We start from the raw sequence: 23,179 nt of genomic DNA, 5'->3' as shown, positions 1-23,179 counted from the left end.
AAATAACGCTGACAAAAATAAAGCAAGCCAACCGAATGGTAATAGTTTTTTACTATCGCCCCCTACTGACTATTCGCGCCAGCGTTATCCTGGTGCGGGAGAGAATGATGAACAAGAGCCAACAAGTTCAGACAATCACCCTGGCCGCCGCCCAGCAAATGGCGGCGGCGGTGGAAAAAAAAGCCACTGAGATCAACGTGGCGGTGGTGTTTTCCGTAGTTGACCGCGGAGGCAACACGCTGCTTATCCAGCGGATGGACGAGGCCTTCGTCTCCAGCTGCGATATTTCCCTGAATAAAGCCTGGAGCGCCTGCAGCCTGAAGCAAGGTACCCATGAAATTACGTCAGCGGTCCAGCCAGGACAATCTCTGTACGGTCTGCAGCTAACCAACCAACAGCGAATTATTATTTTTGGCGGCGGCCTGCCAGTTATTTTTAATGAGCAGGTAATTGGCGCCGTCGGCGTTAGCGGCGGTACGGTCGAGCAGGATCAATTATTAGCCCAGTGCGCCCTGGATTGTTTTTCCGCATTATAACCTGAAGCGAGAAGGTATATTATGAGCTATCGTATGTTTGATTATCTGGTGCCAAACGTTAACTTTTTTGGCCCCAACGCCATTTCCGTAGTCGGCGAACGCTGCCAGCTGCTGGGGGGGAAAAAAGCCCTGCTGGTCACCGACAAAGGCCTGCGGGCAATTAAAGATGGCGCGGTGGACAAAACCCTGCATTATCTGCGGGAGGCCGGGATCGAGGTGGCGATCTTTGACGGCGTCGAGCCGAACCCGAAAGACACCAACGTGCGCGACGGCCTCGCCGTGTTTCGCCGCGAACAGTGCGACATCATCGTCACCGTGGGCGGCGGCAGCCCGCACGATTGCGGCAAAGGCATCGGCATCGCCGCCACCCATGAGGGCGATCTGTACCAGTATGCCGGAATCGAGACCCTGACCAACCCGCTGCCGCCTATCGTCGCGGTCAATACCACCGCCGGCACCGCCAGCGAGGTCACCCGCCACTGCGTCCTGACCAACACCGAAACCAAAGTGAAGTTTGTGATCGTCAGCTGGCGCAACCTGCCGTCGGTCTCTATCAACGATCCACTGCTGATGATCGGTAAACCGGCCGCCCTGACCGCGGCGACCGGGATGGATGCCCTGACCCACGCCGTAGAGGCCTATATCTCCAAAGACGCTAACCCGGTGACGGACGCCGCCGCCATGCAGGCGATCCGCCTCATCGCCCGCAACCTGCGCCAGGCCGTGGCCCTCGGCAGCAATCTGCAGGCGCGGGAAAACATGGCCTATGCTTCTCTGCTGGCCGGGATGGCTTTCAATAACGCCAACCTCGGCTACGTGCACGCCATGGCGCACCAGCTGGGCGGCCTGTACGACATGCCGCACGGCGTGGCCAACGCTGTCCTGCTGCCGCATGTGGCGCGCTACAACCTGATCGCCAACCCGGAGAAATTCGCCGATATCGCTGAACTGATGGGCGAAAATATCACCGGACTGTCCACTCTCGACGCGGCGGAAAAAGCCATCGCCGCTATCACGCGTCTGTCGATGGATATCGGTATTCCGCAGCATCTGCGCGATCTGGGGGTAAAAGAGGCCGACTTCCCCTACATGGCGGAGATGGCTCTGAAAGACGGCAATGCGTTCTCGAACCCGCGTAAAGGCAACGAGCAGGAGATTGCCGCGATTTTCCGCCAGGCATTCTGAGTGTTAACGAGGGGACCGTCATGTCGCTTTCACCGCCAGGCGTACGCCTGTTTTACGATCCGCGCGGGCACCATGCCGGCGCCATCAATGAGCTGTGCTGGGGGCTGGAGGAGCAGGGGGTCCCCTGCCAGACCATAACCTATGACGGAGGCGGTGACGCCGCTGCGCTGGGCGCCCTGGCGGCCAGAAGCTCGCCCCTGCGGGTGGGTATCGGGCTCAGCGCGTCCGGCGAGATAGCCCTCACTCATGCCCAGCTGCCGGCGGACGCGCCGCTGGCTACCGGACACGTCACCGATAGCGACGATCAACTGCGTACGCTCGGCGCCAACGCCGGGCAGCTGGTTAAAGTCCTGCCGTTAAGTGAGAGAAACTGAATGTATCGTATCTATACCCGCACCGGGGATAAAGGCACCACCGCCCTGTACGGCGGCAGCCGCATCGAGAAAGACCATATTCGCGTCGAGGCCTACGGCACCGTCGATGAACTGATATCCCAGCTGGGCGTCTGCTACGCCACGACCCGCGACGCCGGGCTGCGGGAAAGCCTGCACCATATTCAGCAGACGCTGTTCGTGCTGGGGGCTGAACTGGCCAGCGATGCGCGGGGCCTGACCCGCCTGAGCCAGACGATCGGCGAAGAGGAGATCACCGCCCTGGAGCGGCTTATCGACCGCAATATGGCCGAGAGCGGCCCGTTAAAACAGTTCGTGATCCCGGGGAGGAATCTCGCCTCTGCCCAGCTGCACGTGGCGCGCACCCAGTCCCGTCGGCTCGAACGCCTGCTGACGGCCATGGACCGCGCGCATCCGCTGCGCGACGCGCTCAAACGCTACAGCAATCGCCTGTCGGATGCCCTGTTCTCCATGGCGCGAATCGAAGAGACTAGGCCTGATGCTTGCGCTTGAACTGGCTGGCGTCAATATCGTACTGCTTCATTTTGCGCCACAGGGTGGTGCGGCCGATATTGAGCAGCTGCGACATCTCCTGCACCCGCCCGCTGGTCACCCGGGCGGCGTGAATAATAGCTTCCTTTTCGATGGCGCTAAAAGTCAGGCTGGCCGGCAGCAGCGATGACGCGCTATCCCCGCCCGGCCGCTCGGAAAAGAGATATTCCGGCAGATTACTCAGGCGAATGTGGCCGTTGTCGCTGCTGATGGCGATATTCTCAATGACGCTGTTGAGCTCAAAATCATTCCCCGGCCACGAGTAGGCCACCAGCTGCGCCAGCGCGTCATCGTCCACTTTCAGTCGCGAAGAGAAACGCTTCTCCAGGCTCTTCAACCGGTTATGCACCAGCGACGGAATACTGTTGCGTCGGGCGCGCAGCGGCGGGATGACGATCTCAAAGGAGTGCAGCGCATAGTACAGCTGGCGGCTAAAGCGGTTCTGTTCCACCAGATTGGCCAGATCGACGGTGGTGGTGGCAATCACCTTCACATCCACCGGGATCAGGCGCCGGGCGTCGAGGCGGGTGAGCACGCCCTGCTTAATCACCTGCAGCAGAGCCGACTGCAGCTCCGGCGCCAGATACTCGATCTTTTCCAGAAACAGGGTGCCGCCGTTGGCCAGCTCAAGGCGGCTCAGGCGACCATTTTCATCGTCGGTAGGGGCGCTGCCCATAAAGTCCTGGCCCAGCACGCTGTCGGCATATAGCTGGCAGTTGACGGCGATGTAGGGGCCGCCCGCCCGTTCGCTTTCATTGTGAATAGCCTGGCTCAGCAGCTCTTTCCCGACCCCCTCTTCGCCGCACAGTAGCACCGGGAAGCCGCCGCGCGCCGCCTGGCGGCCAAAGTGGATCAGGCGTCGGGTTTCCGGATCGTCGGCAGACATCTGCTCAAAGGTGTGGCTGACTTTACCGAGCTGGCTGGTCATCAGCTGCCGCATCTGCTCCACCGGATGCAGCAGCAGAATAAAACTGTTGCCTTGCGCCTCGACAATCGGTTTTAAGGTGATCACCGCATCGACAAACTGATGCTGACTTTCAAAGGTGACTTCGACGTGATTCAGGCCGCGGGCGTGTTTGATGGCGCGGCGCAGCAGCGCCGGGAGGGTCACCAGATCGGCGATATTTTTCCCCTGGCTGGCCTGAGCATCAAGATGCAGCAGTCTCGCCGCCTGAACATTGAGAAACTGCAGCACGCCCTGTTCGTTCCACGCCATCACCCCATCGTCCATGCTCTCCAGCAGGCCGTACATCTGATTGAGGTGACGGTTGGATTCCGCCAGCAGGCTGTCGGTAAGCAGGGAGTTACCCACCTCGCGGGCGATGGCCAGCGTCAGGGAGAGGTCGGCGCTGGACTGGTGCTCGACCAGACAGCAAAGCGAGATAGAGCCGAACAGCCGCCCGTGGTTATCAAACACCGGCGTCGAGCAAAAACTCCATGGCTGTAGCGCCTGCTTAAAATGCCGATCGCCGGCGGTGTTGATCGGCTGGCCCTGCATCGCGGCCAGCGACAGCGCGCAGGTGCCGATAATGCTCTCCGCACAATAGCTGCCGTCGCGAAATCCCAGGGCAGCCAGCTGGGCCAGGGTTTGCGGCTCGCCGCAACGGCTCAGGATGCAGGCGGACTCATCAAGAATAAACAGCGCGCAGGGGCGGCCGTCCATAAACTCCCAGGCGTCTTCCAGCGCCGCCTGGCCGATGGTGAGCAGCGCGGTTTTACGCCGACAGATGGAGTCGAAGGTCAGGCCCTGGGCCTGGTGCGGCGTTTGCCAGGTTTCGCGCTGCATAAACTTGCTGCAGCGGTGCCATGACTGGGCAATGACGGAAGAGACCGCCTTCCCGGTATCCTGAGTCTGAACAGTCATATCCTTTTCCGCGTTGTACCATAGAGAACCCCTCCGGCAGCGACTGCCGGAGGGGAGAAAGAAAAACCGCTGACCTGGGCCAGCGGTTTAGCCACCGCGAATTAACGCGCCAGCCACTGCTGGCCTAACAGATCGGCGGTGAGGATAGCGGCATGGACGCTCTCCGGGGTCACCGCAAACGGCATATTATGGATGGTTTCCCCTTCCGCGCAGGTAGCTTTCGCCACCGCGGCGATTTTCTCGTCGATCCCCTCTTTGACGCCCATCTGCGCGAGCGTCACCGGCAGGCCGACGCGCTGGCAGAAGCCCAGCACCGTTTCAATCTCGTCCATCGGGCTGTTCTGCAGCACCAGCTGCGCCAGGGTACCGAAGGCCACTTTCTCACCGTGATACAGGTGATGGCACTCTTCAAGAATGGTGAAACCGTTGTGGATTGCATGGGCAGCGGCCAGGCCACTGCTTTCAAAGCCAATGCCGCTGAGGTAAGTGTTCGCCTCGATGATGCGCTCCAGCGCTTCGGTCACTACCCCGGCCTGCGCCGCCAGACGGGCCTTTTCGCCCTCCGCCAGCAGCGTATCATAGCACAGGCGGGCGAGGCTCAGCGCCGCCTCGGTGGACTGTCCTCCGGCCATGCTGGTGGCGCGCGCATCGTAGCAAGCTTTGGCCTCGAACCAGGTGGAGAGCGCATCGCCCATGCCGGAGACCAGCAGGCGTACCGGCGCTTTGGCGATAATCGCCGTGTCCATCACCACCATATCCGGGTTTTTCGGATAGATCAGATACTCTTCAAACTCGCCCGCTTCGGTGTAGATCACCGACAGCGCGCTGGTTGGCGCATCGGTCGAGGCGATGGTCGGGATCACCACCACCGGCAGCTTCTGGTAGTAACCGATCGCCTTCGCGGTATCGAGGGTTTTACCACCGCCGATCCCGACCACGCCGCGGCAGCCCTGTTTTTGCAAAATCGCCATCAGACGGTTGATTTCCGCATGGCTGCATTCGCCGTTAAACCGTTCCGCATGGCAGCGAATATCGTGGCTCTGCAGGCCATTCACCACTTTCTCTCCCGCCAGCTTCATTACGAAATCGTCAGCGATGACGAAGAAGCTCTCCGCCAGGTTTTTGGCATATTGACCGAACAGAACAGCAGCATCAGGACCCTGAAGATATTTGGCTGGAGATTGAATAACTTTTAGCATTCCTTTCACCCTCAAATAAGTGCGCATGTAGACATGATGAGCCCTGGCGTTATCCGCGCCGACCAGTGAAGCGCGGCCTGAACGGAGCGTACCGGAGCAGTGCGATCACTGTAGGGCCGGCAGGGAACAAAAAAATCTTTCGCCTTTTTGTTCTGATATGAAACACAGGTTAATTTTTTACGTTCCATATTGGAACAAAAAACCCTAGTCTCTGTCAGGATTGCGATCCCGATCCGCTCCTTTGCCGCATAATGCCCTTACAATCCTCCGTGTTTGACCGCCTTTTCTCCCGCAGTCGGCAGAAAATCAGCAAAAAATTTTTTCCCACCCGCTTCGCCGGCTATCCTGACCGCCGCTTATGGCAGAAGAAAAAAAGCGCGCCAGCTCGCATTTTCACCATATCCTCAGCAAAAACGTTCCATAAAGAAACAAAATCAGGAAGCAATGTTTCGTAATGAAACCCGATCGTCGGGGCATTCTTTTTTTCGTCCGCTCAGCCAGAATCATCATATCGCCAGGCACGCTCCACCGTCAGACGATACCCCTACGCGATGACCGCCTCCGCCAGCAGAGAGGCGGCATCGAACCTTCTCCAACGGAGCACTGAATAATGAAAAAGCTGATTAACCGTGTTGAAGATGTACTGAATGAACAATTACAGGGGCTGGCTAAAGCCCATCCGCAGCTGACCCTGCATCAGGACCCGCTGTATGTGACCCGCACCGACGCGCCGGTGGCTGGCAAGGTGGCCCTGCTCTCCGGCGGCGGCAGCGGACATGAACCGATGCACTGCGGCTATATCGGCCAGGGCATGCTCTCCGGCGCCTGTCCGGGGGAAATATTCACCTCGCCGACGCCGGACAAAATGTTTGAATGCGCGATGCAAATTGACGGCGGCGAAGGCGTCTTGCTGATTATCAAAAACTATACCGGCGACATCCTGAATTTTGAGACCGCCACCGAGCTGCTGCATGAGAGCGGCATTAAAGTCACCACCGTGGTGGTCGACGACGACGTGGCAGTGAAAGACAGCCTCTATACCGCCGGTCGTCGCGGCGTCGCCAACACCGTACTGATCGAAAAATTGGTCGGCGCCGCCGCCGAGCGCGGCGACTCGCTGGAAGCCTGCGCTGAACTGGGCCGCCGCCTGAACAATCTCGGCCACTCGATTGGTATCGCCCTTGGCGCCTGCACCGTACCGGCTGCCGGGCAGCCCTCCTTTACGCTGAAAGATGACGAGATGGAGTTCGGCGTCGGCATTCACGGCGAGCCGGGCATCGACCGCCGCCGCTTCAGCTCGCTGGACCAAACCGTCGATGAGATGTTCGATACCCTGCTGGAAAACGGCGCTTACAGCCGCACGCTGCGCCAGTGGGATACCGTCAAGGGCGCGTGGCAGGAAGTGCAGCAGAGCAAAACCGCGTTGCAAAACGGCGACCGGGTTATCGCGCTGGTTAATAACCTCGGCGCCACTCCGCTTTCCGAACTGTATGGCGTGTATAACCGCCTCGCCCAGCGCTGCGAAGCGTCCGGCATCATCATCGAACGCAACCTCATCGGCAGCTACTGTACTTCGCTGGATATGGCAGGCTTCTCTATCACTCTGCTGAAAGTGGATGACGAGACGCTGACGCTATGGGACGCCCCGGTTCACACCCCGGCGCTGAACTGGGGAAACTAAGGAGCACGACATGTCACTGAACAGAACGCAAATCGTCGACTGGCTGTACCGCTGCGGCGATATTTTCACCAAAGAGAGCGATTTTCTCACCGGCCTCGATAAAGAGATTGGCGACGCCGACCACGGTCTCAATATGCACCGCGGTTTCAGTAAAGTGGTCGAAAAGCTGCCGTCGATTGCCGATAAAGATATTGGCTTTATCCTCAAAAACACCGGCATGACGCTGCTCTCCAACGTCGGCGGCGCCAGCGGCCCGCTGTTCGGCACCTTCTTCATTCGCGCCGCGCAGGTGACCCAGGCCCACCAGAGCCTGACGCTCGACGAGCTGTACCTGATGATCCGCGAAGGTGCGGACGGTGTCGTCAACCGCGGCAAAGCGGAGCCAGGGGATAAAACCATGTGCGACGTCTGGCTGCCGGTGGTGGACTCCCTGCGCCAGTCCAGCGAGCAGCACCTGTCGATCGCCGCCGCGCTGGATGCCGCCTGCGAAGTGGCCGAGCGTGCGGCCCACGCCACCATCACTATGCAGGCGCGTAAAGGCCGCGCCAGCTATCTCGGCGAGCGCAGCATCGGACATCAGGATCCCGGCGCGACCTCGGTGCTGTTTATGGTTCAGATGCTGGCCGCCGCCGCCAAAGAGTAAGGAAATCGCGATGGTAAACCTGGTTATTGTTTCTCATAGCGCCCGGCTGGGCGAAGGTGTCGGAGAACTGGCCCGGCAGATGTTAATCAACGATGGCTGCAAACTGGCGATCGCCGCCGGGATCGACGATCCCGACAGCCCGATCGGCACCGATCCGCTTAAAGTCATGGAGGCGATCGAATCCGTGGCCGATACCGATCACGTGCTGGTGATGATGGATATCGGCAGCGCGTTGCTCAGCGCCGAAACCGCCCTCGATCTGCTCGATCCGGCGATTGCCGCGAAGGTGCGACTGTGCGCCGCGCCGCTGGTGGAAGGGACGCTGGCGGCCACCGTCAGCGCTGCCTCCGGCGCCGGGATCGACAAGGTGATCGCCGACGCCATGAGCGCCCTGGAGGCCAAGCGGGTTCAGCTGGGTTTACCTTCGCCAACTTCTGACGCCGCGCCGGCGCCGATGCTTGCCGACGACGGCGACACAAAATCGGTGTCAGTCATTATTAACAATCATAACGGCCTGCACGTGCGTCCGGCGTCGAAGCTGGTCGCCGCGCTGGCGGGCTTTAACGCCGATCTGCTGCTGGAGAAAAACGGGAAGTGCGTCAAACCGGACAGCCTCAACCAAATCGCGCTATTGCAGGTCCGCCGCAACGATAAGCTGCGCCTGCTGGCCCGCGGTCCGGATGCCGACGCGGCGCTGGCGGCGTTTCAGGCGCTGGCCGCCGATAACTTCGGTGAATCGCCTGCGGCGAAACCGGCAGCGGCTCCGGCAACGCCCGAGCGCGTCGAAGGCGCTGCCCTGCGCTATCCGCTGGCCCTGATCCAGCCGCTCCGCCCGGCTGCCGCCGATGCCGCCCGCGAGCAGCAGCGCCTGCGCCAGGCCATTGACCAGACGCTGGCGGATCTTATCGCACTGACCGAGCTGGCGGAAAATAAATTTCACGCCGATATCGCGGCGATCTTCGCCGGGCACCACACCCTGCTCGACGATGACGATCTGTTTGATGCCGCCAACGATCGTCTGCTCACCGAACAATGCACGGCGGAATGGGCATGGCATCAGGTGTTGATGGAGCTCAGCCAGCAGTATCGCCAGCTGGATGACCCCTACCTGCAGGCGCGCTATATCGATATCGAAGATATTTTGCAGCGCACCCTGCGCCATCTGCAGGGCGTTCAGGAGAGAGTGCCGACGCCCGGCGAGCCAACAATTATTATTGCCGACAACATTTATCCCTCAACCGTCTTACAGCTGGATGCCAGCTTCGTTAAAGGCCTGTGCCTGCGCGATGGCAGCGAACAGGCTCACGGCGCGATTATCGCCCGCGCGGCGGGGATCGCCTGGCTGAGCCAGCAGGGCGAGGCGCTGAACAGCGTGCAGCCCGGCGAGACTATCGTGCTCGATATGCGCCACCAGCGCCTTATCCGTGACTAAAATTCACGTTGACCGTTACCGCTCCGGGGGCCTGCCTCCGGAGGGTGAGTTTTCGCTTACTCTTCAGGAACCACTATGTCTCAATTCTTTTTTAACCAGCGCGCCAGCCTCGTCAACGATGTGATTGAGGGTACCATTATCGCCAGCCCGTGGAATAACCTCGCCCGTCTGGAGAGCGACCCGGCGATCCGGGTGGTGGTCCGTCGCGATCTGAATAAAAACAACGTGGCGGTGATCTCCGGCGGCGGCGCCGGCCATGAACCGGCGCACGTCGGCTTTATTGGTAAAGGCATGCTGACCGCCGCGGTCTGCGGCGATCTGTTCGCCTCGCCGAGCGTCGACGCGGTGCTCACCGCCATTCAGGCAGTGACCGGCGAGGCGGGCTGCCTGCTGATCGTCAAAAACTACACCGGCGATCGGCTTAACTTCGGTCTGGCGGCGGAGAAAGCGCGCCGACTCGGCTACAACGTGGAGATGCTGATCGTCGGCGACGATATTTCGCTGCCGGATAACAAACAGCCGCGCGGCATCGCCGGGACCATTCTGGTGCATAAAGTGGCGGGCTATTTCGCCGAGCGCGGCTTCAACCTCGCCACCGTCCTGCGTGAAGCGCAATACGCCGCCAGCCATACCGCCAGCATCGGGGTGGCGCTGGCCAGCTGCCACCTGCCGCAGGAAGCCGACAGCGCGCCGCGCCATCAGGCCGGTCACGCCGAGCTGGGAATGGGCATCCACGGTGAGCCGGGCGCCTCGACGATCGCCACGCAAAACAGTGCAGAAATCGTTAACCTAATGGTGGAAAAACTGACCGCCGCCCTACCGGAAACCGGCCGCCTGGCGGTGATGCTCAATAACCTCGGCGGCGTGTCGGTGGCTGAGATGGCGATTCTGACCCGCGAGCTGGCCAACACCCCGCTGCAGGCGCGCATTGACTGGTTAATAGGCCCGGCCTCGCTGGTGACGGCGCTGGATATGAAAGGCTTCTCGCTGACCGCCATCGTGCTGGAGGAGAGTATTGAGAAAGCGCTGCTGTCGGATGTGGAAACCGCCAGCTGGCAGAAGCCGGTGCAGCCGCGGACTATCAACGTCGTGCCGTCCACCCTCGACAGCGCCCGGGTGGATTTTACGCCCTCGGCCAACCCACAGGTGGGCGATTACGTGGCGCAGGTGACCGGCGCCCTCATCGATCTTGAAGAACATCTCAACGCGCTGGATGCCAAAGTAGGCGACGGCGATACCGGCTCCACCTTCGCCGCCGGGGCGCGTGAAATTGCCGAGCGGCTCGAGCGTCAGCAGCTGCCCCTGAACGATCTGCCAACGCTCTTCGCGCTGATCGGCGAACGCCTGACGGTGGTGATGGGCGGCTCCAGCGGGGTATTGATGTCTATCTTCTTCACCGCTGCCGGGCAGAAGCTGGGGCAAGGCGCCAGCGTGGCCGAGGCGCTGAACGCCGGTCTGGAACAGATGAAGTTTTACGGCGGCGCCGATGAGGGAGACCGGACGATGATCGACGCTCTGCAGCCGGCCCTGGCGGCGCTGCTGGCCGAACCGGAGAATCTGCAGGCCGCTTTCGCCGCGGCGCAGGCCGGGGCGGATCGCACCTGCCAGTCAAGCAAAGCCGGCGCCGGACGCGCGTCCTATCTCAACAGCGATAGCCTGCTCGGCAACATGGACCCCGGCGCCCACGCGGTGGCGATGGTGTTTAAGGCGCTGGCGGAACGCTAAGCCTTCCCCGGTGGCGCTGCGCTTACCGGGGCGATGTAACACCGCCGAATAGCAGGTCGGGTAAGGCGTAAGCCGCCACCCGACAAAAAACGGCACCGCCGGTAGCCCGGATAAGGCGCGACGCGCCGCTATCCGGGTTTTACCACGATGGCTTTTTACTTGCTGTGCCAGTACGCTTGGGAACGCACCAGCTGCTGATCGATGCTCTCGTCTTCAAAGCGCGCCAGCAGCGATTTCACCACCGCGCCTTCGCCGGTCAGCCAGATAAAATAATCCTCCGCCGGCACCTTCACCTGCGCCAGACGCTCGGCGACGAAGGCCGGATTGTGGCCCACCACCCACTCGATGTTAAAGCCGTCGAGATCCGCCAGATAATCTTTATACGACGCATCGGCGATAGTAACGATGGCCGTCACCTGCGGCCTCGCCGGCAGCTGGCGTAATCCCAGCAGACGACGGCGCAGCGCCGGCATGCCGGACTCATCGCAAACATACAGCTGCCAGGCATAATCTTCCGGCACCACCAGCGAGCCGCGCGGGCCGCCGATCACCAGCTTATCGCCCACTTTTGCTTCCAGCGCCCAACGGCTGGCGATACCGCCATCGTGGATATAGAAATCGTAAGCCAGCTCGTGACGTTCGGCATCGTACAGCGGCGTATAGTCGCGGGTGGCAGGCCGCACGCCTTCCCCCCAGTCAATCCCCTCCTCGGTCACCTGCGGCGGGGTAAATGCCGCGCCCGGCTCGGGGAAAAAAAGCTTGGTATGGTCGTCAAAGCCGTGAGAGGCGAAGCCTTCCAGCGCCTCGCCTCCCAGCACGATACGCTGGAACGCCGCGCCTGCGCGCTCCACGCGCAGCACCGTCAGCTCACGGAAACGCAGCTCATTGCGGACACGCTGCGGGTACTTGTCTGCTTTGGTTTTTGTCATCATCGATTGCCTTCGTGAACGGTAAATAGATATATCTAAACTTGATGCAAATGATAATGATTGCCAACTAAAAAGAATGCAAGTCTTTTTTTGATATAGTCAAAACAAACCGCATCAAAATCCACATCCAGAAAACAATCACATATATATCAACAGCTTAAAAAATAAATAGCAACCAGCATTGCGAACATTCATTTTTTAGATATAAATTAGATATATCAAAAACAGCAGGAGGTAACCATGCGACATCATCATGAAGAAGGGCGTGGGCCACGCGGGCGCCACGGTGATCCCAGCGAACACGGCGACCATGGCCGCCGCGGCGGCGGACGTCGCCAGCGTTTCTTTGGCCACGGCGAACTGCGGCTGATCATTCTGGATATCCTCAGCCGCAGCGCCAGCCATGGCTATGAGCTGATCAAAGAGATCGAAACGCTTACCCAGGGGAACTACAGCCCCAGCCCGGGGGTGATCTATCCGACGCTGGATCTGCTCCAGGACCAGGGCCTTATCAGCGTGGAAGACGACAACGGACGCAAGAAAATCCTTATCAGCGAGGAAGGAAAACAGCTGCACGCCGAGAACCAGGAGCACCTGGCCCATATCCAGGAGCGCCTGCAGGCGCGGATGGTCGGCTGCGAGCTGCGCCGCGATCCGCAGATGAAGCGCGCGCTGGAAAACTTCAAAGCGGTCCTCGACCTGAAAGTGAACCAGCAGGCCAGCAGTGCCGCCCAGCTCAAGCAGATCATCGGCATTATTGACCGGGCGGCGATGGAGATCTCTCAGCTCGACTAAGCCTCTTTTTTCACCACCGGCTGCCCCGCGCTGGGGCAGCCCGCACCACGGCGGATCGCCCCGTCTATTGCCGCCAGGCAGAAAATCTCGTCAGCTCAGGAATAAAACGTGCCAATAGTGGCGCAATGAGATTAAATTTTACACAATTCGTCTTTTGCTTTGCATTTATCCCGATTTTCACCGCTTCTGCCGAACTGGCGTAATCCCTGCAATACTTAATCCAGTATCGTGTGATACGTCCGCCCCAGGAGCACATTTTGAACAGGTTACCTTCCAGCGCATCGGCTCTGGCCTGCAGCGCACACGCACTGAATCTCATTGAAAAGCGCACGCTTGATCATGAGGAAATGAAAGCACTTAACCAAGAGGTCAGGGAATACTTTAAAGAGCATGTGAATCCGGGGTTTTTAGAGTATCGAAAATCGGTCACAGCCGGCGGGGATTACGGAGCCGTAGAGTGGCAAGCGGGAGGGTTAAATACGCTTGTCGACACCCAGGGACAGGAGTTTATCGACTGCCTTGGTGGGTTTGGCATCTTCAATGTAGGGCACCGTAATCCAGTTGTGGTATCCGCCGTCGAGAATCAACTCGCGAAACAACCGCTTCACAGTCAGGAGCTGCTGGACCCGCTACGCGCGATGCTGGCGAAAACCCTGGCGGCCTTAACGCCCGGCAAGCTCAAATACAGTTTCTTCTGCAACAGCGGTACCGAATCAGTAGAAGCGGCGCTGAAGCTGGCAAAAGCCTATCAGTCTCCGCGCGGCAAATTTACCTTCGTCGCCACCAGCGGCGCGTTCCACGGTAAATCGCTGGGCGCGCTGTCGGCCACCGCCAAGTCGACCTTCCGCAAACCCTTTATGCCGCTGCTGCCGGGCTTCCGCCACGTGCCGTTCGGCGATATCAACGCCATGCGCACCATGCTGAGCGAGTGCAAGAAAACCGGCGACGACGTCGCGGCGGTGATCCTCGAGCCGATTCAGGGCGAAGGGGGCGTGATCCTCCCGCCGGCGGGTTACTTACCGGCGGTCCGTAAACTGTGCGACGAGTTTGGCGCATTGCTGATCCTCGACGAAGTGCAGACCGGCATGGGCCGCACCGGCAAGATGTTCGCCTGCGAGCATGAGAACGTCCAGCCGGACATTCTGTGTCTGGCGAAAGCGCTCGGCGGCGGTGTGATGCCGATCGGCGCGACGGTGGCGACGGAAGAGGTCTTCTCGGTGCTCTTCGATAACCCGTTCCTGCACACCACCACCTTCGGCGGCAACCCGTTGGCCTGTGCGGCGGCGCTGGCGACGATCAACGTGCTGCTGACGCAAAACCTGCCGGCGCAGGCGGCGCAGAAAGGCGATATGCTGCTGGACGGTTTCCGCCTGCTGGCGCAGGAGTATCCGGACCTGGTGAATGAAGTGCGCGGGAAAGGCATGCTGATGGCCATGGAGTTTGTTGATAACGAGATTGGCTACGACTTTGCCAGCGAGATGTTCAGACAGCGGGTGCTGGTCGCCGGGACGTTAAACAACGCCAAGACGATCCGCATTGAACCGCCGCTGACGCTCACCCTTGAGCAGTGCGAACAGGTGCTGAAGGCGGCGCGCAAGGCGCTGGCGGCCCTGCGCGTTTCGGTCGAAGAAGCGTAATAAAGTGTCCTTCACCCTCTCCCTCTGAGAGGGTGAAGGATAACCCTCACACCTGCGGTAACAGGCCGATAAAGCTGCGCTTCTGCCGCGGCTGCGACATCATCTCCTCCAGCTTTTCGACGCAGGCTAAATAGTGCGGCGTCTTCTTATGCGCCAGCACCGCCTCATCGTCTTTATAGGCTTCGTAGATAAAAAAGCGGGTTTTCACCTCGAGATCCTGCAGGACATCAAAGCGCAGGTTGCCTGGCTCCTGCAGCGCGCCCTCGTGGTTGGCGCGAAACACCTCGAGAAACTCATCCACCCGCTCGGGTTTAATATTGATCTCCACTAGCGTGACGTTCATTTCAGCTCTCCCTGTTTTTCTTCCTGCCAGAACTGATACGCTTCGCGCGCGTTCAGATTCTCATGCACCACCTTTTTCACCGCCTTAAGCATCGCGCGCGGGGCGCTGGACTGGAAGATGTTGCGCCCCATATCCACCCCGGACGCGCCCTGGTCGATCGCCCGCCAGCACATCTCCAGCGCCTCATGCTCCGGCAGTTTTTTACCGCCGGCGATAACGATCGGCACCGGACAGCTGGCGGTCACTTTTTCAAAGCCTTCCTCAACGAAATAGGTCTTCACAAACTGCGCCCCCATTTCGGCGGCAATCCGGCTGGCCAGCGAGAAGTAGCGCGCATCGCGGGTCATCTCTTTGCCGACGCCGGTAACCGCCAGGACCGGCATACCGTAGCGATTGCCGGCGTCCACCAGTTTGATGATGTTATTGATCGACTGATGTTCGTATTCGCTGCCGATATAGACCTGCGCCGCCACCGCGCATACGTTGAGCCGCAGCGCGTCTTCCATCGCCACCGCCACGCATTCGTTAGAGAGTTCGCTCAAAATCGAATTGCCGCCGGAGGCGCGGAGCACCACCGGCTTATTGGTGGCCGCCGGTACCTGGCTGCGCAGTACGCCGCGGGTGCACATCAGCACGTCGGTGTCGGCAAACAGCGGCGCAATCGACAGGTCGATACGCTCCAGCCCGGTGGTTGGCCCCTGGAAGTAACCGTGATCGAAGGCCAGCATCACCGTGCGGTTGCTGTGCGGATTAAAAATGCGCGCCAGCCGCGACTGCATGCCCCAATCCAGCGAGCCGCAGCCTTTCAGGGTATACAGCGTATTCTGCTGCGGGCGGTCAATACCGAAGTCCTTCCCCTCTTTGATATCGTCTAAATCTGCCATCTCATCCTCCGTCAGAAGTCGTAGTTGTTGATGTTCTCTTTGCTGAACACCACGCGCTCCGGCAGCAGCACGATACCGTTGCCCTTCGCCTCATACTGGTAGCCCTGCACGCTGTTCGGTTCGACCTTCAGCGAGCCGATATCTTTCACCTCAACGCTGTCGCCCACGTTAAGATCGCCCTTTTTCAGCAAACGATCGGCGACGTTAACCGCAATTTTGCCCTGCTGAACCACATCCCACAGGCCGAACGCTTTCACCGTGCCGCGCTCAACGTACGGACGCATCACGTTCGGCGTACTAAAGCCGACAATCGCCACGCCCTGACGCTTGAGGTTCTCTGCCGCCTGCGCCGCCGCCGGCAGCGCATTGGCATCCGGCGCGATAATGGCGTCAAGATCCGGATAGGCTTTTAAGATCCCCTCGGCGGTTTGTAGCGATTTGGTGGCATCGTTATAGCCGAACTGAGTGGTGACGATTTGCCACTGCGGATGCTCTTTTTCGATTTTGGCTTTGGCTTCCTTCACCCATTGGTTCTGGTCGGTCACCGTCGGGCTGGAGTAGAAAAACGCTACCTTGGCAGTAGGCTTCGTCACCTGCTTTTCCGCCATCTCGACCAGCAGGCCGCCAAGCTGCTGCGGCGTGCCCTGATTGATATAGATGCTGCGGCACTCCGGCCTGGTATCGGAATCCCAGGTCAGGACTTTCACCCCGCGCTGCATCGCCCGCTTCAGCGCCGGACACAGGCCGTCCGGCGAGACGGCGGAAACGATAATCGCGTTGTAGCCCTGGTTGACGAAGTTGTTGATAAGCTGCACCTGGCCGGAGACGCTGGGCTCGGTTGGGCCGTCATAGGTGACATCCACGCCCAGCGCTTTCCCCGCCTCTTTCGCGCCGTTGCCGCCGCTGGTAAAGAAGCCGACGCCGACCAGCTTAGGAATAAAGGCGATGCGGTCCGCCGCCTGTGCGGTGACTACGCTCATCGCCAGCGCCAGCACGATCAGTTTTAATTTCATTTTATGCTCCGATTGTTTTATGCGAGAAAAGACGCCGCCAGGTCGCGCGCACCCATTCACGGTGCAGGCTCAGCGAACGCCCCATCACCACCACAACCAACAGAGCCCCTGACAGCGCGCTCGACACCTGGTTGGGGATGCCGACCATCTGTAAACCCTGTTGCAGATACCCCACCAGCAATGCCGCCAGCGCGGTACCCAGTATCGATCCCGAGCCGCCGTAAATATTGGCCCCGCCGAGCACCGCCGCGGTCAGCGCCGGCATCAGCAGGTCGCGGCCTAAATCCGAACGTGCCGAGCCGAAGTAGGAAACCATCACCAGCGCCGCGACCGCCGAGGCGACGCCAACCAGGCCATACAGCACGTACGGGATGCCGTTCACCGACAGCGCGGCATAGCGCGCGGCGCGCGGGTTTTGCCCGAGTAAAAAGAGGTGGCGGCCAAAGCGCCCGCGGTGGGTCAGCAGCCAGAAGAAAAAGGTGATAATCGCGAACAGCACCAGCGGCAGCGGCAGTCCGGCGAGGGTTAAATTGGCGAAGGCGGTGAAGCTATCGGGAAAACCGCCAATCCCCTCGTAACCGGTCGCGCCGGCCATCCCGGAAAGCAGCAGCGCGCCGCCGCCGTACAGATACAGCGTACCAAGCGTGATCACCAGCGGGCTGATGCCGGTGTAGTGGATCAGCGCGGCGTTGAATAACCCGCACAGCAGTCCCAAGAGCAACGTCAGCGATACTGCGAGCCACAGCGGCCAGCCCGCCTGGGTCATCACCCCGAGGGCGATGGCGCACAGGCCGATGGTCGAGCCCAGCGAAATATCGATCCCGCCGCTGATGATCACCAGCGTCAGCGGCAGCGCGACGATGCCGATGCAGATAAAGTCGCTGGTGCTAAAGAGCAGCATATTGAGATCCAGCATGCGCGGATTCAGCGCGCCGAACAGCAGGATCTCCACGATCAGCAACGCCAGCAGCGCGCTTTCCCAGTTAAGCTTCAGCTTCATTTAAGCCACCTCTTTGCTTTTGCGTTCGGGAAAGCGGGCAACCTGTTTCCCCCCTTTGTTACCGGGCTGGAAACGGCTGTACTTTAGCGCCCGCTGATGGCGGGCCAGCGCCTGGCGCAGGCGGCCATCGAGCACCAGCACGCCGAGCAGCACCAGACCGGCGATAAAGTCATTCCACCAGGCGGGAAGGCGGAACAGCACCAGTACGGTGTCGATTTGGGTAAGGAAAAAGGCGCCGAGAAACGCGCCGAGCAGCGTACCGGTACCGCCAAGCAGCGAGATCCCGCCCAGTACGCAGGCGGCGATGGCTTTCATCTCCAGGCCGCTGCCGGTCTGATTAGGCACAAAGCCAATCTGCGCGGCGAAGACGATCCCGGCGCAGGCCGCCAGCATACCGTTGAGGGTAAAGGCCAGCATCCGCGTGCGGTTGACCGCCACGCCCAGCTGGCGCGCGGCGGCGAGGTTATCGCCAACGGCGTAAAAATCACGACCAAAGGCGGTGCGCGACAGCAGCCAGCCGCCCGCCAGCAGCAGCGCCAGCACCAGCCAGCCCAGCGGCGACACGCCGATAAACGCAGGCTCCGAGAGCGATTTCAGGCTGTCGGGCAAGCCTTCGATCCATTTCCCGCCGGTCCACAGCAACATCACCCCGCGATACAACCCCAGCGTGCCGAGCGTCGCGACGATCGCCGGAATGCGCAGCCCCACCACCAGCAGGCCGTTAAACGCCCCGGCCAGCGCGCCAATCGCCAGCGCGAAGGCGATGGCCGTCGCCAACCCGTATCCGTTGTTCAGCGCCACGCCGACGGCGATGGCGCATAGCCCAACGGTGGAGCCTACCGACACGTCAATATTGCGGGTCAGCATCACCAGCGTCGCGCCCAATGCCAGCAGGCAGAGGATTTGCGAGCTGGCGAAAATCATCGCCAGGGTCTGCAGGCTGAAATAGGCCGGATTGAGCGCCACCAGCACAACAAAGAGCGCCACGCTGGCAAAGAAGGCGCTCAGTTCGCGATTCTTGAGTAACGTTTTCATGCCTGCCCTCCAAAGGCCAGGGTCATCATGCGATCGACGGTGACCGCCTGCCGCGCCAGCTCGCCGCTGTAGCGGCCCTGATGCATCACCAGCACCCGGTCGGCCAGGCCGATGAACTCATCCAGATCGGAGGAGATCATCAGCACTGCCACATTTTGCGCGGCGACGCTTTTCAGCAGCTGATAGATATCGGCGCGGGCGGAGACATCCACGCCGCGCGTCGGCTCATCGACAATTAGCAGCAGCGGGTTGGCCTCCAGACAGCGCGCCAGCAGCACCTTCTGCTGGTTACCGCCAGAGAGAGTGCGCACCGGCTGATCGCCATCGGCCAGCTTGATCCCCAGCGCCCGGTGATAGCGCTCAACCACCGCCGCCTCCCGTTTCCCCTGCTGCCACCACGACGGCTGATTGAACATCACCGTGTTCCAGCGCACCGGCGCATCAAGAAACAGCCCCGAGACCTGGCGGTCTTCCGGCAGATAGACCAGCCCGCTGGCCAGCCGGGCTCGGGTGCTGTCATTACTAATCTCGCGATTCTCCAGCCAGATCCGCCCGGCGCGTGGTGGACGCAGGCCGTATAAGGTTTCAGCAAATTCGGTGCGCCCGGATCCCACCAGCCCGGCGAGGCCGACGATCTCCCCGGCGCGGATCTCCAGATTGAGATCGATAAAGCCTTCTCCGGTAAGATCCTCCACCCGCAGCACGGGAAAATCCTGCGCCTGGGTGCGGCGGTTGCCCGGCAGCGCCAGCCACAGCTTTTGCGTGTCGCTCAGCGTATGGTCGCGGCTGGCCGGCGTCATAGCGCTAATCAGTTGCTCATCGCGGTAAGTTGCGGTCTCGCCGCTCAGCACTACCGCCCCGTCGCGCATCACCGAAATATGGCTGGCAAGCTGGCGGATTTCGGGCAGTTTGTGCGAGATAAACACGATCCCCACGTCCAGCGCCTGTAACGCGCGGATCTGGCTAAACAACCTCTCCGTTTCCCCCGGGGTTAAAGAGGCGGTGGGTTCATCAAGGATCAGGATCCGCGCTTCGCGCATCAGGCCGCGCAGGATCTCGACCATCTGTTGATCGGCTACCTCGAGCGTGCTGGCGCTGGCATCGAGGTTGATCTGGCAGTTCAACTGCTGCAGTTTTTCCTGCAGTCGCGCGGCGGTATCCGCCCGCTTCGGCAAACGAAAGAGAATGTTCTCGCGCACGCTGAGGTTGGGAAACAGCATCGGCTCCTGCGGCACCAGATAAATGCCCAGCTGGTGGGCCAGCGCCGGGCTGAGGCGCGCAAACGCGCGGTCGCCGATCGTCAGCTCACCGCTATCCGGGGTTTCGACGCCGGCGATGATCTTCATCAGCGTCGATTTACCCGCGCCATTGCCTCCCATCAGGGCATGCACCTGGCCCGCGCATAGCGTAAAGTCGATGCCCTTCAGCACGGCAACGCCGGAGAACTGTTTGCGGATCTGGCGAGCTTCAAGCAGTGGCTTCATCGTCGCGCCTCGTTTGAACAAATGATTTTTAAATTTAATAATGTTCGAAAGCGTAGACGGTGAACTATATTTACAACCGTGCGAAGATCACAGTTTGGCGCTTTAGATCCTCAGGAAAAAATGGGCCAGCGATGAAAGATCCGTTTTGCCAGTCGGCTCACACTTTCCGGCCGCGCAATAGCGAACATATGATCTAAATTTTTATAAGAGTTCAATTTATGAGCGAAAAACGCATTACGGAAGAGAACCGCTACGCCGGGCTGGCGTTAGCCGAGGAAGAGCTGGTGGCGCGGGTGGCGTGGTGCTACTACCACGACGGCCTGACGCAAAATGACATCGGCGAGCGTTTGGGGCTGCCGCGGCTGAAGATTTCCCGCCTGCTGGAGAAAGGCCGTCAGTCCGGGGTGATCCGCGTGCAGATCAACTCGCGCTATGAGGGCTGTCTGGCACTGGAAAGTGAACTCCAGCAGCGTTTTGGCCTCAAGATTGCCCGCGTACTGCCGGCGCTCAACACCCCGCCGATGAATACCCGGCTGGGTATCGGCGCGGCGCAGTCGCTGATGGGCATTCTGCAGCCGGGACAGCTGCTGGCGGTCGGCTTCGGCGAAGCCACCATGAGCTGCCTGCAGCATCTCAGCGGCTTTATCGGCTCGCAGCAGGTGCGGCTGGTGACCCTCTCCGGCGGCGTCGGCCCCTATATGACCGGTATTGGCCAGCTGGATGCCGCCTGCAGCGTCAGCATTATCCCGGCGCCGCTGCGGGTCTCTTCGGCGGAGGTCGCCGAGATCCTGCGCCGTGAGTCGAGCGTGCGCGACGTGATCCTCGCGGCGACGGCGGCGGACGCGGCGGTGGTTGGCATCGGCGCCATCGATCAGCGGCGCGACGCGACCATCCTGCGCTCCGGCTATATCAGCGAGGGCGAACAGCTGATGTACGCCCGCAAAGGCGCGGTCGGCGACATTTTAGGTTATTTCCTGCAGGCCGACGGCAGGCCGGTAGAAGGACTGGAGATCCATCGGGAACTGCTCGGCGTGACCCTTGATGAGCTAGCGCAGCTGCCGACCATCGTTGGCGTCGCCGGGGGAGAAGAAAAAGCGCAGGCGATTTATGCCGCTCTGATTGGCAAGCGCATTAATGGCCTGGTAACGGAAGAGACAACAGCACGCGCGGTGCTTACCCTGGCCTCCTGACGGCCTGGCGCCGCGCGACAACAGCGAGGCGCATGTCATGAGTTACCTGTTAGCGTTAGATGCCGGGACCGGCAGCATTCGGGCGGTTATTTTCGATCTTAATGGCCGCCAGCTGGCGGTAGGCCAGGCCGAATGGAAACACCTGAGCGTTGATAACGTCCCCGGCTCGATGGAGTTCGACCTTACCACCAACTGGCAGCTGGCCTGCCAGTGCATTCGCCAGGCGCTCGACGCCGCCCGGCTCTCTGCCGCCGATATTCAGTCTGTCGCCTGCTGTTCGATGCGCGAAGGCATCGTTCTCTATGACCGCAACGGCGAGGCCATCTGGGCCTGCGCCAACGTCGATGCCCGCGCCAGCCGCGAAGTGGCGGAGCTTAAGGAGATCCACGACTATCGCTTCGAATCCGAGGTATACGAGGTCTCGGGACAAACCCTGGCGCTCAGCGCCATGCCGCGCCTGCTGTGGCTGGCGCACCACCGCCCCGATATCTACCGCAAAGCGGCAACCATCACCATGATCAGCGACTGGCTGGCGGCGAAGCTTTCCGGCGAGCTGGCGGTCGACCCGTCAAACGCCGGCACCACCGGCATGCTCGATCTGTTCAGCCGCGACTGGCGTCCGGCGCTGCTGGATATGGCCGGGCTGCGCGCCGATATGCTGTCGCCGGTCAAAGAGACCGGTACCCTGCTGGGCGCCGTCACCGAAGCGGCGGCGCAGCAGAGCGGCCTGCGCGCCGGGACGCCGGTGGTGATGGGCGGCGGCGACGTCCAGCTCGGCTGCCTGGGCCTTGGGGTGGTGCGCGCCGGGCAAACCGCGGTACTCGGCGGCACTTTCTGGCAGCAGGTGGTCAACCTGCCGCAGGTGCGGACCGATCCGCAGATGAATATTCGCGTTAATCCTCACGTGATTCCCGGCATGGCGCAGGCGGAATCGATCAGCTTCTTTACCGGCCTGACCATGCGCTGGTTTCGCGACGCCTTCTGCGCTGAAGAAAAACTGATTGCCGAGCGGCTCGGCGTCGATGCCTATTCGCTGCTGGAGGAGATGGCCAGCCGCGTCCCCGCCGGTTCCCACGGCGTGATGCCTATTTTTTCCGACGCCATGCACTTTAAGCAGTGGTACCACGCCGCGCCGTCGTTTATTAACCTCTCCATCGATCCGGAGAAGTGCAATAAAGCGACCCTGTTCCGCGCGCTGGAAGAGAACGCGGCGATTGTCTCCGCCTGCAACCTCGCGCAGATCTCGCAGTTCTCCGGGGTGACATTCGACAGCCTGGTGTTTGCCGGCGGCGGCTCTAAAGGCGCGCTGTGGAGCCAGATCCTCAGCGACGTCACCGGCCTGCCGGTGCGGGTGCCGGTGGTCCGCGAAGCCACCGCGCTGGGCTGCGCCATCGCCGCCGGAACCGGCGCCGGATTGTATGGCGATATGGCCAGCACCGGAGAACGGTTAGTGAGCTGGCACCGCGAGTTCACCCCAAATCCGCAGCATCGCGAGCTGTATCAGGAGATGATGAGCAAGTGGCAGACGGTGTACGCCGATCAGCTTGGCCTTGTCGATAGCGGGCTGACAACGTCGATGTGGCAGGCGCCGGGTCTGGAACGCCGCCAGCGCGTTGCGTCTTCCCCCTCACCCTAACTACCGGTGCCGCTCCGCCTTTCC

22 protein-coding genes are annotated in these 23,179 nt (G+C 60.8%); 13 read left to right on the top strand and 9 right to left on the bottom strand.

The features are described from left to right. Window positions 1–107: 107 nt before the first annotated feature. From ACR809_RS03180 to ACR809_RS03165, 4 genes are read left to right on the top strand one after another with little or no spacing between them, the layout of a single operon-like run. Window positions 108–536, top strand: coding sequence for a GlcG/HbpS family heme-binding protein (locus ACR809_RS03180; protein WP_015875176.1), 429 nt, complete (start codon window positions 108–110; stop codon window positions 534–536). Between the two features lie 21 nt (window positions 537–557). Beyond that, the gene (gene dhaT / locus ACR809_RS03175; protein ID WP_004150927.1) at window positions 558–1,721 is read left to right on the top strand and encodes a 1,3-propanediol dehydrogenase; all 1,164 of its coding nucleotides are present in this window, start codon (window positions 558–560) and stop codon (window positions 1,719–1,721) included. Between the two features lie 20 nt (window positions 1,722–1,741). Beyond that, window positions 1,742–2,095, top strand: coding sequence for a glycerol dehydratase reactivase beta/small subunit family protein (locus ACR809_RS03170; RefSeq protein ID WP_021440747.1), 354 nt, complete (start codon window positions 1,742–1,744; stop codon window positions 2,093–2,095). Continuing rightward, the gene (locus ACR809_RS03165) at window positions 2,096–2,626 is read left to right on the top strand and encodes a cob(I)yrinic acid a,c-diamide adenosyltransferase (protein WP_002917679.1); all 531 of its coding nucleotides are present in this window, start codon (window positions 2,096–2,098) and stop codon (window positions 2,624–2,626) included. It begins immediately after the preceding gene. Here the strand turns inward: ACR809_RS03165 and dhaR are convergent. Then, entirely contained in the window at window positions 2,604–4,529 is a 1,926-nt protein-coding gene (gene dhaR, locus ACR809_RS03160; RefSeq protein ID WP_002917680.1) for a dihydroxyacetone kinase operon transcriptional regulator DhaR, read from the bottom strand. The genes ACR809_RS03165 and dhaR overlap by 23 nt on opposite strands. A gap of 101 nt (window positions 4,530–4,630) precedes the next feature. Beyond that, window positions 4,631–5,728 carry a glycerol dehydrogenase gene (locus tag ACR809_RS03155; RefSeq protein WP_002917681.1) on the bottom strand — a complete coding sequence of 366 codons (1,098 nt, stop codon included), beginning with the start codon at window positions 5,726–5,728 and terminating at the stop codon, window positions 4,631–4,633. A gap of 269 nt (window positions 5,729–5,997) precedes the next feature. Between ACR809_RS03155 and ACR809_RS03150 the strand changes: the two genes are divergently transcribed. From ACR809_RS03150 to ACR809_RS03130, 5 genes are all read left to right on the top strand, one after another. After that, window positions 5,998–6,183, top strand: coding sequence for a hypothetical protein (locus tag ACR809_RS03150; RefSeq protein WP_020324489.1), 186 nt, complete (start codon window positions 5,998–6,000; stop codon window positions 6,181–6,183). A gap of 155 nt (window positions 6,184–6,338) precedes the next feature. Then, window positions 6,339–7,409 (top strand): dihydroxyacetone kinase subunit DhaK, encoded by a 1,071-nt coding sequence (gene dhaK / locus ACR809_RS03145; RefSeq protein WP_002917682.1) that lies wholly within the window; start codon window positions 6,339–6,341, stop codon window positions 7,407–7,409. A gap of 10 nt (window positions 7,410–7,419) precedes the next feature. Further along, complete coding sequence (gene dhaL / locus ACR809_RS03140; RefSeq protein ID WP_004181378.1) at window positions 7,420–8,052, top strand: dihydroxyacetone kinase subunit DhaL; 633 nt, start codon at window positions 7,420–7,422, stop codon at window positions 8,050–8,052. A 10-nt stretch (window positions 8,053–8,062) separates the two neighbouring features. Next, on the top strand, window positions 8,063–9,484 hold the full coding sequence (gene dhaM / locus ACR809_RS03135) for a dihydroxyacetone kinase phosphoryl donor subunit DhaM (protein WP_004185754.1): 1,422 nt from the start codon (window positions 8,063–8,065) through the stop codon (window positions 9,482–9,484). Window positions 9,485–9,559: 75 nt separating this feature from the next. Further along, on the top strand, window positions 9,560–11,209 hold the full coding sequence (locus ACR809_RS03130; protein WP_004185760.1) for a glycerone kinase: 1,650 nt from the start codon (window positions 9,560–9,562) through the stop codon (window positions 11,207–11,209). 155 nt (window positions 11,210–11,364) lie between these two features. Here the strand turns inward: ACR809_RS03130 and ACR809_RS03125 are convergent, their stop codons facing one another. Beyond that, complete coding sequence (locus tag ACR809_RS03125) at window positions 11,365–12,141, bottom strand: siderophore-interacting protein (protein WP_004144829.1); 777 nt, start codon at window positions 12,139–12,141, stop codon at window positions 11,365–11,367. Between the two features lie 237 nt (window positions 12,142–12,378). Here ACR809_RS03125 and ACR809_RS03120 point away from each other — a divergent pair, with 237 nt between their 5' ends. Together ACR809_RS03120 and ygjG are read left to right on the top strand one after the other, a co-directional pair. Further along, the gene (locus tag ACR809_RS03120; RefSeq protein ID WP_002917718.1) at window positions 12,379–12,933 is read left to right on the top strand and encodes a PadR family transcriptional regulator; all 555 of its coding nucleotides are present in this window, start codon (window positions 12,379–12,381) and stop codon (window positions 12,931–12,933) included. 257 nt (window positions 12,934–13,190) lie between these two features. Next, complete coding sequence (ygjG, locus tag ACR809_RS03115) at window positions 13,191–14,570, top strand: putrescine aminotransferase (protein WP_122051051.1); 1,380 nt, start codon at window positions 13,191–13,193, stop codon at window positions 14,568–14,570. A 46-nt stretch (window positions 14,571–14,616) separates the two neighbouring features. Here the strand turns inward: ygjG and lsrG are convergent, their stop codons facing one another. The 6 genes from lsrG to lsrA are packed head-to-tail and all read right to left on the bottom strand — an operon-like array spanning window position 14,617 to window position 20,329. Then, window positions 14,617–14,913, bottom strand: coding sequence for a (4S)-4-hydroxy-5-phosphonooxypentane-2,3-dione isomerase (gene lsrG, locus ACR809_RS03110; protein WP_023285568.1), 297 nt, complete (start codon window positions 14,911–14,913; stop codon window positions 14,617–14,619). Further along, complete coding sequence (gene lsrF, locus ACR809_RS03105; protein WP_002917724.1) at window positions 14,910–15,797, bottom strand: 3-hydroxy-5-phosphonooxypentane-2,4-dione thiolase; 888 nt, start codon at window positions 15,795–15,797, stop codon at window positions 14,910–14,912. Before lsrF ends, lsrG begins: the two co-directional genes overlap by 4 nt. Window positions 15,798–15,808: 11 nt before the next feature. After that, window positions 15,809–16,810 carry an autoinducer 2 ABC transporter substrate-binding protein LsrB gene (gene lsrB, locus ACR809_RS03100; protein WP_002917725.1) on the bottom strand — a complete coding sequence of 334 codons (1,002 nt, stop codon included), beginning with the start codon at window positions 16,808–16,810 and terminating at the stop codon, window positions 15,809–15,811. Between the two features lies 1 nt (window position 16,811). Continuing rightward, complete coding sequence (gene lsrD / locus ACR809_RS03095) at window positions 16,812–17,810, bottom strand: autoinducer 2 ABC transporter permease LsrD (RefSeq protein WP_002917727.1); 999 nt, start codon at window positions 17,808–17,810, stop codon at window positions 16,812–16,814. Next, a complete protein-coding gene (gene lsrC, locus ACR809_RS03090; protein WP_122051050.1) occupies window positions 17,811–18,845 on the bottom strand; it encodes an autoinducer 2 ABC transporter permease LsrC in 1,035 nt (344 codons plus the stop codon). Then, window positions 18,842–20,329, bottom strand: coding sequence for an autoinducer 2 ABC transporter ATP-binding protein LsrA (gene lsrA / locus ACR809_RS03085; protein ID WP_004889660.1), 1,488 nt, complete (start codon window positions 20,327–20,329; stop codon window positions 18,842–18,844). Before lsrA ends, lsrC begins: the two co-directional genes overlap by 4 nt. A gap of 218 nt (window positions 20,330–20,547) precedes the next feature. Between lsrA and lsrR the strand changes: the two genes are divergently transcribed. Together lsrR and lsrK are read left to right on the top strand one after the other, a co-directional pair. After that, the gene (gene lsrR, locus ACR809_RS03080; protein WP_004144837.1) at window positions 20,548–21,519 is read left to right on the top strand and encodes a transcriptional regulator LsrR; all 972 of its coding nucleotides are present in this window, start codon (window positions 20,548–20,550) and stop codon (window positions 21,517–21,519) included. Between the two features lie 37 nt (window positions 21,520–21,556). Continuing rightward, entirely contained in the window at window positions 21,557–23,155 is a 1,599-nt protein-coding gene (gene lsrK, locus ACR809_RS03075; RefSeq protein ID WP_023283013.1) for an autoinducer-2 kinase, read from the top strand. Window positions 23,156–23,179 lie beyond the last annotated feature (24 nt).

The organism is Klebsiella sp. CD33 (genome assembly GCF_051992865.1).
GTDB classification, from domain to species: Bacteria; Pseudomonadota; Gammaproteobacteria; order Enterobacterales; family Enterobacteriaceae; genus Klebsiella; species Klebsiella pneumoniae.
The sequence above is the reverse complement of the archived record's forward strand: the minus strand, read 5'-3'. Positions and strand labels throughout refer to the sequence as shown.

Bases quoted from the DNA above. Each gene is read 5' to 3' on its own strand.
- ACR809_RS03180 (WP_015875176.1), top strand. From the start codon at position 108: ATGAACAAGAGCCAACAAGTTCAGACAATCACCCTGGCCGCCGCCCAG.
- dhaT (WP_004150927.1), top strand. From the start codon at position 558: ATGAGCTATCGTATGTTTGATTATCTGGTGCCAAACGTTAACTTTTTT.
- ACR809_RS03170 (WP_021440747.1), top strand. From the start codon at position 1,742: ATGTCGCTTTCACCGCCAGGCGTACGCCTGTTTTACGATCCGCGCGGG.
- ACR809_RS03165 (WP_002917679.1), top strand. From the start codon at position 2,096: ATGTATCGTATCTATACCCGCACCGGGGATAAAGGCACCACCGCCCTG.
- dhaR (WP_002917680.1), bottom strand. From the start codon at position 4,529: ATGACTGTTCAGACTCAGGATACCGGGAAGGCGGTCTCTTCCGTCATT.
- ACR809_RS03155 (WP_002917681.1), bottom strand. From the start codon at position 5,728: ATGCTAAAAGTTATTCAATCTCCAGCCAAATATCTTCAGGGTCCTGAT.
- dhaK (WP_002917682.1), top strand. From the start codon at position 6,339: ATGAAAAAGCTGATTAACCGTGTTGAAGATGTACTGAATGAACAATTA.
- dhaL (WP_004181378.1), top strand. From the start codon at position 7,420: ATGTCACTGAACAGAACGCAAATCGTCGACTGGCTGTACCGCTGCGGC.
- dhaM (WP_004185754.1), top strand. From the start codon at position 8,063: ATGGTAAACCTGGTTATTGTTTCTCATAGCGCCCGGCTGGGCGAAGGT.
- ACR809_RS03130 (WP_004185760.1), top strand. From the start codon at position 9,560: ATGTCTCAATTCTTTTTTAACCAGCGCGCCAGCCTCGTCAACGATGTG.
- ACR809_RS03125 (WP_004144829.1), bottom strand. From the start codon at position 12,141: ATGATGACAAAAACCAAAGCAGACAAGTACCCGCAGCGTGTCCGCAAT.
- ACR809_RS03120 (WP_002917718.1), top strand. From the start codon at position 12,379: ATGCGACATCATCATGAAGAAGGGCGTGGGCCACGCGGGCGCCACGGT.
- lsrG (WP_023285568.1), bottom strand. From the start codon at position 14,913: ATGAACGTCACGCTAGTGGAGATCAATATTAAACCCGAGCGGGTGGAT.
- lsrF (WP_002917724.1), bottom strand. From the start codon at position 15,797: ATGGCAGATTTAGACGATATCAAAGAGGGGAAGGACTTCGGTATTGAC.
- lsrB (WP_002917725.1), bottom strand. From the start codon at position 16,810: ATGAAATTAAAACTGATCGTGCTGGCGCTGGCGATGAGCGTAGTCACC.
- lsrD (WP_002917727.1), bottom strand. From the start codon at position 17,810: ATGAAGCTGAAGCTTAACTGGGAAAGCGCGCTGCTGGCGTTGCTGATC.
- lsrC (WP_122051050.1), bottom strand. From the start codon at position 18,845: ATGAAAACGTTACTCAAGAATCGCGAACTGAGCGCCTTCTTTGCCAGC.
- lsrA (WP_004889660.1), bottom strand. From the start codon at position 20,329: ATGAAGCCACTGCTTGAAGCTCGCCAGATCCGCAAACAGTTCTCCGGC.
- lsrR (WP_004144837.1), top strand. From the start codon at position 20,548: ATGAGCGAAAAACGCATTACGGAAGAGAACCGCTACGCCGGGCTGGCG.
- lsrK (WP_023283013.1), top strand. From the start codon at position 21,557: ATGAGTTACCTGTTAGCGTTAGATGCCGGGACCGGCAGCATTCGGGCG.